Origin of the sequence: Pseudomonas sp. Leaf129 (assembly GCF_001423465.1) — a bacterium.
GTDB classification, from domain to species: Bacteria; Pseudomonadota; Gammaproteobacteria; order Pseudomonadales; family Pseudomonadaceae; genus Aquipseudomonas; species Aquipseudomonas coleopterorum.
In genome coordinates, this window is record NZ_LMOC01000001.1 from 457,523 (window position 1) to 470,597 (window position 13,075).

Below are 13,075 nucleotides of genomic sequence, written 5' to 3' on the forward strand. Positions count from 1 at the left end.
GCAAGGCATGGCAGAAGTTCGGCGGGGCGGCCTTCGCGAGCCCTCTGCCCGCGAAGGCGGCCGCCAGGTCAGCGGCGATCCAGGGGCACGAACGCACGCTGTTCCACGCCCACGTATTCGGCGCTGGGGCGAATGATTCGGTTGTTGGCCCGCTGTTCGAACACATGGGCTGCCCAGCCGGTCACCCGAGAGCAGACGAAAATCGGTGTGAACAGCTCGGTCGCGATGCCCATGAAGTGGTACGCCGAGGCGTGGTAGAAGTCGGCGTTGGGAAACAGCTTCTTCTGCTCCCACATGGTCTTGTCGATGGCTTCGGAGACGGGATAGAGGACCTTGTCACCGGCTTCGTCGGCCAGCTTCTTCGCCCAGCCCTTGATCACTTCGTTGCGCGGGTCGTTGTCTTTGTACACGGCATGGCCGAAGCCCATGATCTTGTCCTTGCGCTCGAGCATGGCCAAGGTGCCGCGCACCGCTTCTTCGGGCGACGCGAACTTCTGGATCATGGCCATGGCCGCTTCGTTGGCACCGCCGTGCAGGGGGCCGCGCAACGAGCCGATGGCTGCGGTCACGCACGAATACATGTCCGACAAGGTCGAGGCGCAGACGCGGGCGGTGAAGGTCGATGCGTTGAATTCATGCTCGGCGTAGAGAATCAGCGAGACGTCCATCACCTTGCTGTGCAGTTCACTCGGCGACTTGCCATGCAGCAGGTACAGGAAGTGCCCGGCGAAGGTGTCTTCATCGCTGGTGCAACTGATGCGCACACCGTGGTGGCTGTAGCGATACCAGTAGCACATGATCGCCGGAAAGGCCGCCAGCAGGCGGTCGGTGACGTGTTCCTGCTGACCGAAGTTGCGCTCCGGTTCCAGCGTGCCAAGGAAGGAGCAACCGGTGCGCATCACGTCCATCGGATGGGTGCTGGACGGGATGCGTTCGAGCACTTCCTTGAGCGGCTGCGGCAAGTCGCGCAGGCTGCGCAGCTTGCCCTGGTAGGCAGCCAGCTCGTCGTGGGTGGGCAGCTCGCCGTGCAGCAGCAGGTAGGCGACTTCTTCGAACAGCGCGTGTTCGGCCAGTTCGCGCACGTCATAGCCGCGATAGGTCAGCCCTGCGCCGGGCATGCCGACGGTCGACAGCGCGGTTTGTCCGGCCACCTGGCCACGCAGGCCAGCGCCACTGAGTACTTTTGCTTCGGCCATGGTTTTCTCCGATCTTGGATTTGTTATTGGAATGCAGCGATCATTTTTTCTGCGCGAACAGCGCGTCGAGTTTGCGCTCGAAGTCGTGGTAGTCGATGGCGTCGTACAGTTCCATGCGCGTCTGCATGGTGTCGACGACGTTTTGCTGGGTGCCGTCGCGACGAATCGCGGTGTAGACGTTCTCGGCGGCCTTGTTCATGGCGCGGAACGCCGACAGCGGGTAAAGCACCAGGCCGACGCCGACGCCACCGAGCTGCTCGGTGGTGAACAGCGGCGTGGCGCCGAACTCGGTGATGTTGGCCAGAATCGGCGCTTTCACCCGGCTGGCGAACAGCTGGTACATCTGCAGTTCGGTGATGGCTTCGGGGAAGATCATGTCCGCACCCGCCTCGATGCAGGCTGCCGCGCGGTCTAGAGCTGACTCCAGACCTTCCACCGCCAACGCATCGGTGCGCGCCATGATCACGAAGCTGTCGTCGGTGCGCGCATCCACCGCCGCCTTGATGCGGTCGACCATTTCCTGCTGGGAAACGATTTCCTTGTTCGGTCGATGGCCACAGCGCTTGGCGCCCACCTGGTCTTCGATGTGCATGGCCGCGGCGCCGAACTTGATCATCGACTTGACGGTGCGGGCGACATTGAAGGCCGACGAGCCGAAACCGGTGTCGACGTCGACGAGCAATGGCAGATCGCACACATCGGTGATGCGGCGCACGTCGGTCAGCACATCGTCCAGACCGGTGATGCCCAGATCGGGAAGGCCCAGGGAACCGGCCGCAACGCCGCCGCCGGACAGGTAGATGGCCTTGAAACCGGCGCGCTGGGCGAGCAGGGCGTGGTTGGCGTTGATGGCGCCGACCACCTGCAGGGGCGACTCTGCTGCAAGGGCCTGACGGAAGCGTTGGCCGGGGCGGGTGGGCTGACTCATGATTGGGCTCCTGGGGTGTTGTTCTGGTTGGGTTCCAGGTAATGGCGTTCGACATTGCGCTTGGACGCGGCGATGTGCCGACGCATGAGCAACTCGGCCAGTTCGCCGTCGCGCTCGGCGATGGCGTCGAGGATACGGTGATGCTCGGCGAAAGCCTGGTGCGGACGGTTGGGCGTGGCAGAGAACTGGATGCGGTACATGCGCACCAGTTGGTACAGGTCATCGCAGAGCATCTGCACCAGCGTGCTGTTGCCGCTGCCCTGAATGATGCGGTAGTGAAAGTCGAAATCGCCTTCCTGCTGGTAGTAGCCGACGCCGGCCTGGAACGCGGCGTCGCGTTCATGGGTGGCGAGCACCTCGCGCAACTCGTCGATCTGTGCCTGGCTCATGCGCTCGGCAGCCAGTCGACAGGCCATGCCTTCGAGGGATTCGCGGATTTCGTAGAGTTCGATGAGTTCGGCGTGGTTGAGCGACACCACCCGGGCACCGACGTGGGGAATGCGCACCAGCAGGCGCTGACCTTCCAGACGGTGAATGGCTTCACGCAGCGGTCCGCGGCTGATGCCGTAGGTGCGTGCCAGTTCGGGTTCGGAGATCTTGCTGCCTGGGGCTATTTCGCCATTGATGATGGCCGCCTGGATGCGGCGGAACACGTTCTCCGACAGCGTCTCGGTTTCCATTGGAACGGCACTGGGCGGTGTCGTGAATTCCGGATCGGGAACGGGCAAGGGCGAAACAGAGCTAACGGACATATTGTCGACACCTGGGTAGGTAGTGACGAAAAAATAGTCCTGTTACAGCTTGCAGTCAAGGCACCCGAAGGTAAGTGTCGACAATGTCCCAAAAAGATCGGGGGCCGAAGCCCCCGTTTCCGCTTTACTGCTCGTCGGCTGTGGGGTAATCCACATAGCCTTCCGGACCCTGGCTGTACCAGGTTTCCATGACGTCCTTGTTCAGCGGCAGCCCCTTGGCGAACCGATGGGGCAGGTCCGGGTTGGCCAGGAACGGCCGACCGAAGGCGATCGCATCGGCTTCACCGGCGTGCAGCGCAGCCTGCGCTTTTTCGTGGGTGTAGTCGGAATTGAGCACCAGGGTCCGGCTGAATGCCTTGCGGATCACCGGGTGCACCGGCGGGCGATCGGCTTTGCCGAAGGTGCCATCGAATGGTGGTTCGCGCAGTTCCAGATAGGCGATGCCGATCTTGTCCAGCGCAGCGGCAGCGGCGGAGAACAGGGTTTCCGGATCGCTGTCGTTGACGCCCTGCGAATCGCCGTTGGGCGACAGGCGCACGCCGGTGCGTTCGGCACCGATGGTGTCGACAACCCGCTGGGTGACTTCGGTCAACAGGCGAATACGGTTTTCTACCGAGCCACCATAGGCGTCGTCGCGGAAGTTGCTGTTGTCGCGCAGGAACTGGTCGATCAGGTAGCCGTTGGCGGCATGGATCTGCACACCATCGAAGCCGGCGCGCATGGCGTTCTTCGCGGCGTGCTCGTAGTCGTCCAGCAACCGCGGGATCTCATGGATGCCCAACGGCCGGGCTTCCACGTAGGGTTGCTTGCCGTCATAGGTATGGGTATGGCCTGGCGCAGTCGTCGCCGAAGACGAAACCGGCTGTGCACCGCCGAGGAAGCTGGGGTGGACGATGCGGCCCATGTGCCACAGCTGCAAGTCGATGCGCCCGCCAGCTTCATGCACGGCGGCGGTGATCTTCTTCCAGCCTTCGACCTGCTCGTCGCTCCAGATGCCTGGCGCGTAAGGCCAGCCCAGGCCTTCCTGGGTGATGCCGGTCGCTTCGGTGATGATCAACCCGGCGCTGGCGCGCTGGGTGTAGTACTCGATCATCAGGTCGGTGGGTACGTGGTTGCGGGTGGCGCGGCCGCGTGTCAGCGGCGCCATCAGGATCCGGTTGGGCAACTGCTGCTCGCCAACCTGGATCGAATCGAATAGAGAAGGCATCGAGGCTCCCTGGTCTATGAGTGGAAGGGCGGCTCAGGCTGCGCCGAGGGCTTTGATGATGGCGTCGTTGAACGCCGGGATGTCATCCGGGGTACGCGAAGTGATCAGGGTCCAGCCATTGGCGCCGCACTGTTTGACTTCCTGATCGACCCAGGCAGCGGCCTTGGCGTTGGTCAGGTCGAGGCTGACGCTGGGGTAGGAAGTCAGGGTCTTGCCGGGAATGACGCCGGCGTTGATCAGCAGCCATGGACCGTGGCAGATGGCGGCGACGACTTTGCCTGCATCGGCGAAGGCCTTGACCAGTTGCTGCGCATCGGTGTCCTGACGCAGGGTGTCGGCGTTGACGGTGCCGCCTGGGATGACCAGAGCGTCGAAGTCACTGGCGCTCAGGCCCTGGATCTTGCTGTCGGACTCGACGGTGCGGTCTTTCTCGGTGTCCTGCTGGAAGGTCTGTACGGTGCCGCCTTCGCTGGAGGCGTGGGTCACGGTGGCGCCGGCTGCACGCAGCGCTTCGACGGGCTTGAGCAGTTCGTCACGCTCGATGCCGGTGTTGGCGGTAATGAACAGGACTTTCTTGCCTTGCAGTTGGGTAGCCATGTGGATCTTCCTCGGGTCAGTTAAGGCCTGGCGTGCCAGGCGATCAAAAAATCTGAGCGCGGAGGAAAATGGAAAGTTCAGGTGGATCGTTCACCGGTGGTGCACGCGGTCAGGCCCATGCACTGGCCTGGCCGCGTGTCCATTGGCTCAATAGCCTTCGGCAAGGCCGGTGTTGCGACGCGGGTCGTTGGCACCGTAGAAGCGGTTGTTGGCTACGGGCTTGCCACCCAGTGAAGGCGCGCCGACCAGGATCGCTGCCAGGTGGTTGGCGTCCTGCGGCTCGCCGAACTTGTGCCCCCAGCTCTCGAGAATCTTGCGCGTGTCCGGGCTGATGGCGAAGTGTTCCAGGTTGGTCACGTCGGGCATCCACTGTTGGTGGAAGCGTGGCGCATTGACCGCCTGCTGGATGTCCATGCCGTAGTCGATGACGTTGAGCATGGTCAGCAAGGTCGCGGTGATGATTCGACTGCCGCCGGGCGTGCCGACCACCATCACCGGCTTGCCGTCCTTGGTGACGATGGTCGGGCTCATGGACGACAGCGGCGTCTTGTAGGGGGCGATGGCATTGGCTTCGCCCTGCACCAGCCCGTACATGTTGGCGACGCCGACCTTGGAGGTGAAGTCGTCCATCTCGTCGTTGAGCAGGATGCCGGTGCCGCTGGCCATGACCCGTGCGCCGAACCAGCCGTTGAGGGTGTAGGTAACCGAAACCGCATTGCCCCACTGATCGACGATGGAGTAGTGGGTGGTATTGCTCCCTTCATGGGGCGCCACGCCCGGTTTGATCTCGGCCGAGACACCCGCCTTGTTCGGCAAGATGCTGTCGCGGATCTTCGTCGCGTAGTTGGCGTCGAGCAGGTGGGCGATGGGGTTCTTGACGAAGTCCGGGTCGCCCAGGTAGCTGTTGCGGTCCACGTAGGCGTGGCGCATGGCCTCGATCTGGTAGTGCATGCCCTGCGCCGAGCCGTAGCCCAGTTCGGCCATGGGGTAGCCCTGAAGAATGTTCATGATCTGGCAGATGACCACGCCGCCCGAGCTGGGCGGTGGCGCGGAGATCACGTGGTAGCCGCGGTAGTCGCACTCGATGGGGTCCAGCTCGCGGGTCTTGTACTTGTCGAGGTCGGCTTGGGTAATGATGCCCTTGCCGGCCTGGCTCGAATCCACGATGGCCTTCGCCACCCAGCCTTGATAGAAACCGGCGTTGCCCTTGTCGGCAATCTCCCGCAGGGTGCGTGCCAGATCCTTCTGCACCAGCTTGTCACCGGCCTTGAACGGCTGACCCTGGTTGAGGAAGATCTTCGCCGAGTCCTGGCTGTCCTTGCGGAAATCCTCGGTGGCGGTTTCCAGCAGGTCGACGTCGCCCTGACCGAGAGTGAAGCCCTCGTCGGCCAGCTTGATGGCTGGCGCGAGCAGGTCGGCGCGCTTGAAGGTGCCGTATTTCTGCAGGGCCAGTTCCATCCCCGAAACGGTGCCTGGAATGCCCACTGACAGGTGGCCGTCGGTGCTCAGGCCTTCGATGACGTTGCCGGCCTTGTCCAGGTACATGTCCGGGGTGGCGGCCAGTGGGGCCTTCTCGCGGAAGTCCAGAAAGGTCTTGCGCCCATCGGCCATCTGCAGGGTCATGAAGCCACCGCCGCCGATGTTGCCGGCGGCCGGGTAGACCACGGCCAGGGCGTAGGCCACGGCGACGGCAGCGTCGACGGCATTGCCGCCGTCCTTGAGCACGTCCACGCCAACGTGGGTGGCCAGTTGCTGTGCGGTGACGACCATGCCGTTCTGCGCGGCGACGGGGGCGGGGGAGGCGGCGAACAAACAGGTGGGGGCCAGCGCGAACGCAACGGCGATCAGCGACTTTGGCAAGGGTTCGAGTTTCAAGCGTCGGCTCTCTTTTTTGTGAATGGGGAGCTGCGGGTGGTGAGCAACGAGGCGATTCATTTCGCCAGTCGCAAGGATAGCCGGGTTTCTCAATCCTGCTGGCGACAGGCGGTCAATGCGGTCAATTGTTGGCCCGAGCCGTCGAAGTTCTCCGTCGCCAGCCAGCGTTCGAATGCCGCGCGCCGCGCTGGCCATTCGCTGTCGATGATGGAGAACCACGCGGTGTCGCGGTTGCGGCCCTTGTACACCAGTGCCTGCCGAAAGATGCCTTCGAAGCTGAAGCCCAAGCGTTCGGCGGCCTTTCGCGAGGGCGCGTTCAAGGCATCGCATTTCCATTCGTAGCGCCGGTAGCCCAACTCATCGAACACCAGGCGCATCAGCAAGTACTGCGCTTCGGTCGACACGGGGGTGCGTTTCATCAACGGCGAGAAGGTCACATGGCCCACTTCGATGACGCCATTGGCCGGGTCCATGCGCATCAAGGCCAGCGTGCCCACGGCCCGTTGGCTGCGCAGATCGATCACCGCCCAGTGTTGCGGATCCTGGCTGGCTGCCGCGGTTTGCAGGTGAGTGCGATAGCTGTCGAGGTCGGCGAACGGTCCGACGGGCAGGTAGGTCCAGTCGCTGCCGTTGCTCTGCTGGCAATAGCCCTGGAACAGATCCTCGGCGTGGGCCGCGACGTCCAGGGGCTCGAGGCGGCAATAGCGGCCTTCGATCACCGCACGGGCCGGGCGAGGGCGCGCGGTCCAGTCGGGCAGAGGATGGCCGACGGGCTGCTGAAGTGCGTTGTGGTGCAGAGGCTGGTTGGGCATGGCGACTCCTGACGAGATGAGCGGTGGGGAAGGTGTGTCGACGCAGTCAGCGCGGGTCCGGAACGATACCGAAGCCGCTCTTGGCTTCGCTGACGATACGCAGGTGCTGGCGCTCGCCTGGGTTGGCCTGCAGGCGCAGTTCGCGGTTCAGACGGCCCTTGCTGCAGAGCATGCCACCCTGCTTGTCGGTGGTGATGCCGACGATATGTTCGCCAGGCGGCAGGTGAAAGGTGGCCACCTCGCCGACGGCCATCAACGCCGCCGGTTCGCGGTCGATCAGCAGCGCGATGTAGCAGCCGCCGCCCATGATGCCGATGTCGCGGTCCACCACCAGTTCGCTCGACGGCGCGAGAGTCTGTTGCCAGGCTGACAAACGATCTGCCGGGACAGCCTTGAGGTGCTCCGAATCGGCGCGGAACGAGGTACAACCCGACAAGCCCACTGCAATCAGCATTACCCAGAACACGCGCATCGACGGACCCCCTGAAATGGCATTGTGATTGCACTCTAGCTCAAGCTGGGGCTCGCACGGAACGCTACCCAGGCCGAGCCTATTCAGAAAAGTTTTGAAACAGGTTCCCGTCTGGGGCTGCGATGGGCAAGAATGATCCGGCTGACCCGTGCAGTCGCCATCCCGTGGGGGATCGGCTGCCCCGAGCGGACTGACCTGAACCTGTGGAGGTACCGTGGCACCTAGAGACCTGATGTTGGCCTTGATCGTGATCGTCGTCTGGGGCTTGAATTTCGTGGTGATCCGCTACGGCCTCGACGGCCTGCCTCCCATGCTCCTGGGAGGCCTGCGCTTCACCCTGGTGGCGATTCCCGCGGTGTTCTTCATTCGCCGTCCGAACCTGCCGCTGCGCTGGCTGATCGCCTACGGCGCGACCATTTCCCTGGGGCAGTTCGCCTTTCTGTTCGAGGCCATGGCCAACGGCATGCCTGCGGGCCTGGCGTCGCTGGTGTTGCAATCCCAGGCGTTCTTCACGCTGTTCTTCGCTGCTCTGTTCATTGGCGAACGCCTGCGTGCGGCCAGTGTGGTGGGATTATTGGTGGCGGCAGGCGGGCTGGCGATGATCGGCTTGGAAAGCGATCAGGCCACACCACTGGTGGCCGTACTGCTGACCCTGTGCGCAGCCTCGATGTGGGCCATGGGCAACATCATTACCCGTCGCTTCGGCAATATCGACCTGGTCGCGCTGGTGATCTGGGGCGCGCTGATTCCGCCGCTGCCGTTCTTTGCGCTGTCGCTGTGGCTGGAAGGGCCGGCGCTCATTGAACGATCGCTGCTGGGCATCGGCTGGAAGTCGATCGGCAGCCTGGTGTACCTGGCCGCCATCGCCACGGTGCTGGGTTATGGCCTGTGGAGCAAGCTGCTGTCGCGTTATCCGGCGGGCAAGGTGGCACCGTTTTCGTTGCTGGTACCGGTGGTGGGCTTGAGCTCCTCGGCCTGGATTCTCGGCGAGCGGCTGAGCGCCTTGCAGTGGTGGGGCGGTGCGCTGGTGATGGTGGGGCTGGTGATCAACGTGTTCGGCGGCAGCCTGATCGCTCGCCTGGCCCCGGCTCGCACGGGGGCGAAATCTCTGTAATGATGGGCCATCGATACGTCAAGGAGATGGAGCATGATGATCCGGTCGCTGACCCTCGCCTCACTGTTCGCCTTCGCCGCGCCGCTGCTGGCCGCGGACGGTGATAGCCCCCTGGCCCAGGACCGTGGACGGGCCCGGCCGTTGGTGGTGATCGCCCCGAGTTCGGTGGATCCCAACCTGCTGAAACTGCGCAAGGCGCTGGAAGAGCCCGCCAACCGCGACGGCTTCAAGCAGCGCGGGATGGTGCTCTACACCGTGATCAATACCATCGGCCAGCGTGACGGCAAGGACCTCGACCCGCAGGCAACCATGTCCCTGATCCGTGATTTGAAGCTGGGCGCCGGTTCCAGTCAGAAGTTCGTGCTGCTGGGCAAGGATGGCGAGAAAAAGCTCGAACAATCCGGCTACGTCGAGCCTGCGCAGTTGTTCAGTACCATCGATCAATTGCCCGCAGCCGAGAAGGAGGCCAATGCGCCAGCCCCGGTCGCAGCCGCCGCGCAGGAACCGACGAACAAGCCCGCCAAGGCCGCGAAACCGAGCAAGGCGCCGCAACCGCTGGACGATTGACGGCGCCTCGGTCGGCGGCACGCGGCTGCTTCAGACCATGTTGAGCCGCTGCTTGCGTTGCGGTGCCGGGTAGGCTCGATCCAGCGCGGAGAAATCTTCGGCATCGAGTTTGATGTGCAGGGCGGCGGCGTTCAGGCGCACATGTTCGGCCGTGGACGCTTTGGGGATGGCGATCACCCCTTCACGGCGAATGACCCAGGCCAGGCAGGCTTGCGCCGGCGTCACCCCGTGGCGCTGCGCAACCTGGCGCAACACCGGTTGGTCGAGCAAGCGGCCGCCCTGTGCAATCGGACAGTAAGCCATCACCGGCATTGCCCGCTCGGCACACCAGGGCAGCAGGTCGAACTCGATGCCGCGCTCTTCCAGGTTGTACAGCACCTGGTTGGTCGCACAGCGTTCGTCGTTCAGCTCGATCATGTCATCGACATCGAAATTCGACACGCCCCAGGCGCCGATCTTGCCCTGCTCACGCAGGCGCTCGAAGGCGTCCACCGTTTCGCTCAGCGGGTACTGACCACGCCAGTGCAGCAGGTACAGGTCGATGTGCTCCACCTGCATGCGCTGCAGGCTGCGCTCGCAGGCTTGCGCCACGCCCTTGAGGCTGGCGTTGTGGGGGTAGACCTTGCTGACCAGCGTGACCTGGTCCCGGCGGCCCTGGATGGCCTGGCCGACGATTTTTTCAGAGCCGCCTTCACCGTACATTTCGGCGGTGTCGAGCAAGGTCAGCCCCAGGTCGATGCCTTCCTGCAACGCGGCGATTTCCTGCCGGGCACGGGCCGGATCTTCCCCCATGCGCCAGGTGCCCTGGCCAATGCGTGGTACCGGCCTGCCGGCCAGATCAATGCTGTTCATCACAATGCTCCTTGATGGAAAAGGAATTGAGCGCCCCTGTAGCAGCAGCGCAAGCCGCGTCCGGCCTTACAAAACCTGTAGCAGCGGCGCAAGCCGCGTCAGGCCTCGACGCGATGAGTCAGAAACACCGCATGGACCGCCGACGCGGCTCGCGCCGCTGCTACAGGGTCGGGGTTCGTCGACGCGGTAGGGCGTGTGGGTTTGGCAATGTCGTCGGGCGGCGGTTCAACCTGACGGAGAGCAGGCTATTGGCGACGGTGGGCCGTGTGCTCCAGCAGCACTTCCATCAGCGCGTGTGCGGCGGCCGAAAGCTTGTGGTCCGGCAAGCGCATCAGACCGATTCGGCGCTCGACGCTGGGCGACTCCAGCGGCACACAGCGCGCCCCCAGTTCGTGCATCTGCTCGATGCACAGGGCCGGTACCGCGCTGACGCCCAGGCCATGGGCGACCATGCGCCCGATGGTGCTCAACTGGTGACTTTCGAACGCCACCGCCAGTTTGCCGTGCTCCTCGCTGACGGCGCTTTCCAGCAGCAGGCGGACCGCGGAAGGTCGCTGCAGCGCGATGAAATCATGGGCCAGCAGGGTTGCCCACGTCAGTACCGGTTGATCGGCCAGCGACGAATCGGCCGGCACCACGGCCACGAAGCGGTCGGTGTAGAAGGGCGTGAACACCAGGGACGAGGTGCTTTCCGGCTCGAAGCCGATGCCCAGCTCCACGCGGCGGTGACGAACCATCTCCACCACCTGCTCGTTGATGACGTCGTGCACGGCGACATTGACCCGTGGATGGCGGTCGCGAAAGATCCGCAGGGCCCCAGGCAACAGGTTGCCGGCGAACGACGGCATGGCCGCGATGGACACCTTGCCCAATTGCAGGGTGAAGTGCTGGCGCAGCAACTCCTCGGTGTTGTCCCAATCCGCCAGCAGGCGCCGGGCCAGCGGCAACAGGGCTTCGCCTTCGGGCGTCAGGCTGACGCTGCGCGTGGTACGGATCAGCAGCGCGCCGCCCAGGTCTTCTTCCAGACCCTTGATGGTCAGGCTCAGCGCAGGCTGGGACAGGTGCAGTTTTTCGCCCGCCTGGGCAAAGCTTAGGGCCTGGGCCACGGCGAGAAAGGCGCGGAGCTGTTTGACGTTCATCTATTTGGAAAACCAATCAATACCGAAGAAAAACAAAATTAACAAATTAGCCGTGCGGGGAGAAGATACCTGCACCCTCGCCGTTGCTGCACGGACGGCGCCATGACAAACAATAAAAGGCGAACGATCATGGCTGGACTCGATAAGCGAGTGGCAACCTACGCACAGGCGCTCGATGGCCTGCGCGATGGCATGACGGTACTGGCCGGCGGGTTCGGCCTGTGCGGCATTCCGGAGAACCTGATCGCCGAGATCAAGCGGCTGGGCGTGCGCGATCTCACGGTGGTGTCCAACAACTGCGGCGTCGACGGTTTCGGTCTGGGTGTACTGCTCGAAGACCGGCAGATTCGCAAGATGATCGCCTCCTACGTGGGCGAAAACGCGCTGTTCGAGCGGCAGTTGCTCGATGGCGAATTGGAAGTCGAACTGACCCCTCAAGGCACCCTGGCCGAGAAGATGCGCGCCGGCGGTGCCGGTATCCCCGCGTTTTTCACTGCCACCGGCTACGGCACACCGATTGCCGAAGGCAAGGAAGTGCGCGAATTCAATGGCCGCCAGTACATTCTGGAACAAGCCATCACCGGCGACTTCGCCATCGTCAAAGGCTGGAAGGCCGACCACTTCGGCAACGTGGTCTATCGTCATACCGCACAGAACTTCAATCCGCTGGCCGCCAGTGCCGGGCGCATCACCGTGGTCGAGGTCGAAGAGATCGTCGAGCCGGGCGTGTTGCTGCCCGAGCATATCCACACGCCTGGCATCTATGTCGACCGGGTGATTCAGGGCACCTTCGAGAAGCGCATCGAGAAGCGCACGCTCAAGGCCTGATCGTTTCCTTTCTGCGCTGTTTCCCACGAGGTTTTTTCCATGGCACTTACCCGCGAACAGATGGCCCAGCGCGTGGCGCGCGAACTGCAGGACGGTTATTACGTGAACCTGGGCATCGGCATCCCGACCCTGGTGGCCAACTACGTGCCACCTGGCATCGACGTGATGCTGCAATCGGAAAACGGCCTGCTCGGCATGGGCGAATTCCCCACCGAGGCCACCGTCGACGCCGACATGATCAATGCCGGCAAACAGACCGTGACCGCGCGCCTGGGCGCCTCCATCTTCGACTCGGCGCAGTCGTTCGCGATGATTCGCGGCGGCCATGTCGACCTCACCGTGCTCGGCGCCTTCGAGGTGGACGTGCAGGGCAACATCGCCTCTTGGATGATCCCCGGCAAGCTGGTCAAGGGCATGGGTGGGGCCATGGACCTGGTGGCCGGCGCGGAGAACATCATCGTCACCATGACCCACGCGTCCAAGGACGGCGAGTCGAAACTGCTGCCTGTCTGCACGCTGCCGCTGACCGGCGCTGGTTGCATTCGCAAGGTGCTGACCGACTTGGCTTATCTTGAGATCGAAGACGGTGCGTTCATCCTCAAGGAGCGGGCGCCGGGTGTCAGCATCGACGAAATCAAGGCGAAAACGGCCGGCAAGTTGATCATTGCCGACGATGTGATCGAAATGAGTTTCTGAAAACTTCCTGCCAACACCTGCAGCTCTCCAACTATAAAAA

The 13,075-nt window shown here is 63.5% G+C and carries 14 protein-coding genes; 4 read left to right on the plus strand and 10 right to left on the minus strand.

All coding sequences use genetic code 11. The annotated features are described in order from the left end of the window. Nucleotides 1-68: 68 nt before the first annotated feature. From prpC to ASF66_RS02105, 8 genes are all read right to left on the minus strand, one after another. A complete protein-coding gene (gene prpC / locus ASF66_RS02070; protein WP_056842513.1) occupies nt 69-1,196 on the minus strand; it encodes a bifunctional 2-methylcitrate synthase/citrate synthase in 1,128 nt (375 codons plus the stop codon). Between the two features lie 40 nt (nt 1,197-1,236). Then, on the minus strand, nt 1,237-2,124 hold the full coding sequence (gene prpB / locus ASF66_RS02075) for a methylisocitrate lyase (RefSeq protein ID WP_056842514.1): 888 nt from the start codon (nt 2,122-2,124) through the stop codon (nt 1,237-1,239). Next, nucleotides 2,121-2,804, minus strand: coding sequence for a GntR family transcriptional regulator (locus tag ASF66_RS02080; protein WP_056842515.1), 684 nt, complete (start codon nt 2,802-2,804; stop codon nt 2,121-2,123). The genes prpB and ASF66_RS02080 overlap by 4 nt, the downstream gene beginning before the upstream one ends. Before the next feature lie 196 nt (nt 2,805-3,000). Beyond that, the gene (locus ASF66_RS02085) at nt 3,001-4,083 is read right to left on the minus strand and encodes an alkene reductase (protein WP_056842516.1); all 1,083 of its coding nucleotides are present in this window, start codon (nt 4,081-4,083) and stop codon (nt 3,001-3,003) included. A gap of 33 nt (nt 4,084-4,116) precedes the next feature. After that, complete coding sequence (locus ASF66_RS02090) at nt 4,117-4,680, minus strand: type 1 glutamine amidotransferase domain-containing protein (protein WP_056842517.1); 564 nt, start codon at nt 4,678-4,680, stop codon at nt 4,117-4,119. A 147-nt stretch (nt 4,681-4,827) separates the two neighbouring features. Beyond that, nucleotides 4,828-6,555: a gamma-glutamyltransferase gene (ggt, locus tag ASF66_RS02095; RefSeq protein ID WP_056842518.1), complete on the minus strand. Its 1,728-nt coding sequence runs from the start codon at nt 6,553-6,555 to the stop codon at nt 4,828-4,830. A gap of 89 nt (nt 6,556-6,644) precedes the next feature. Beyond that, nucleotides 6,645-7,367 carry a GNAT family N-acetyltransferase gene (locus ASF66_RS02100; RefSeq protein ID WP_056842519.1) on the minus strand — a complete coding sequence of 241 codons (723 nt, stop codon included), beginning with the start codon at nt 7,365-7,367 and terminating at the stop codon, nt 6,645-6,647. A gap of 46 nt (nt 7,368-7,413) precedes the next feature. After that, nucleotides 7,414-7,839, minus strand: coding sequence for a hypothetical protein (locus ASF66_RS02105; protein WP_056842520.1), 426 nt, complete (start codon nt 7,837-7,839; stop codon nt 7,414-7,416). A 232-nt stretch (nt 7,840-8,071) separates the two neighbouring features. Between ASF66_RS02105 and ASF66_RS02110 the strand changes: the two genes are divergently transcribed. Then, entirely contained in the window at nt 8,072-8,953 is an 882-nt protein-coding gene (locus tag ASF66_RS02110; RefSeq protein WP_049860133.1) for an EamA family transporter, read from the plus strand. Between the two features lie 33 nt (nt 8,954-8,986). Next, complete coding sequence (locus ASF66_RS02115; RefSeq protein WP_056842521.1) at nt 8,987-9,520, plus strand: DUF4174 domain-containing protein; 534 nt, start codon at nt 8,987-8,989, stop codon at nt 9,518-9,520. A gap of 30 nt (nt 9,521-9,550) precedes the next feature. Here the strand turns inward: ASF66_RS02115 and ASF66_RS02120 are convergent, their stop codons facing one another. Next, the gene (locus tag ASF66_RS02120; RefSeq protein WP_056842522.1) at nt 9,551-10,372 is read right to left on the minus strand and encodes an aldo/keto reductase; all 822 of its coding nucleotides are present in this window, start codon (nt 10,370-10,372) and stop codon (nt 9,551-9,553) included. Between the two features lie 245 nt (nt 10,373-10,617). Continuing rightward, nucleotides 10,618-11,511: a LysR family transcriptional regulator gene (locus tag ASF66_RS02125; protein ID WP_056842523.1), complete on the minus strand. Its 894-nt coding sequence runs from the start codon at nt 11,509-11,511 to the stop codon at nt 10,618-10,620. Nucleotides 11,512-11,640: 129 nt separating this feature from the next. Between ASF66_RS02125 and ASF66_RS02130 the strand changes: the two genes are divergently transcribed. Then, on the plus strand, nt 11,641-12,339 hold the full coding sequence (locus tag ASF66_RS02130; RefSeq protein WP_049860137.1) for a CoA transferase subunit A: 699 nt from the start codon (nt 11,641-11,643) through the stop codon (nt 12,337-12,339). Nucleotides 12,340-12,378: 39 nt separating this feature from the next. Further along, complete coding sequence (locus ASF66_RS02135; RefSeq protein ID WP_049860138.1) at nt 12,379-13,035, plus strand: CoA transferase subunit B; 657 nt, start codon at nt 12,379-12,381, stop codon at nt 13,033-13,035. Nucleotides 13,036-13,075: the final 40 nt, after the last annotated feature.

Coding starts and splice junctions, on each gene's coding strand:
- prpC (WP_056842513.1), bottom strand. CDS start 1,196: ATGGCCGAAGCAAAAGTACTCAGTGGCGCTGGCCTGCGTGGCCAGGTG.
- prpB (WP_056842514.1), bottom strand. CDS start 2,124: ATGAGTCAGCCCACCCGCCCCGGCCAACGCTTCCGTCAGGCCCTTGCA.
- ASF66_RS02080 (WP_056842515.1), bottom strand. CDS start 2,804: ATGGAAACCGAGACGCTGTCGGAGAACGTGTTCCGCCGCATCCAGGCG.
- ASF66_RS02085 (WP_056842516.1), bottom strand. CDS start 4,083: ATGCCTTCTCTATTCGATTCGATCCAGGTTGGCGAGCAGCAGTTGCCC.
- ASF66_RS02090 (WP_056842517.1), bottom strand. CDS start 4,680: ATGGCTACCCAACTGCAAGGCAAGAAAGTCCTGTTCATTACCGCCAAC.
- ASF66_RS02100 (WP_056842519.1), bottom strand. CDS start 7,367: ATGCCCAACCAGCCTCTGCACCACAACGCACTTCAGCAGCCCGTCGGC.
- ASF66_RS02105 (WP_056842520.1), bottom strand. CDS start 7,839: ATGCGCGTGTTCTGGGTAATGCTGATTGCAGTGGGCTTGTCGGGTTGT.
- ASF66_RS02110 (WP_049860133.1), top strand. CDS start 8,072: ATGTTGGCCTTGATCGTGATCGTCGTCTGGGGCTTGAATTTCGTGGTG.
- ASF66_RS02115 (WP_056842521.1), top strand. CDS start 8,987: ATGATGATCCGGTCGCTGACCCTCGCCTCACTGTTCGCCTTCGCCGCG.
- ASF66_RS02120 (WP_056842522.1), bottom strand. CDS start 10,372: ATGAACAGCATTGATCTGGCCGGCAGGCCGGTACCACGCATTGGCCAG.
- ASF66_RS02125 (WP_056842523.1), bottom strand. CDS start 11,511: ATGAACGTCAAACAGCTCCGCGCCTTTCTCGCCGTGGCCCAGGCCCTA.
- ASF66_RS02130 (WP_049860137.1), top strand. CDS start 11,641: ATGGCTGGACTCGATAAGCGAGTGGCAACCTACGCACAGGCGCTCGAT.
- ASF66_RS02135 (WP_049860138.1), top strand. CDS start 12,379: ATGGCACTTACCCGCGAACAGATGGCCCAGCGCGTGGCGCGCGAACTG.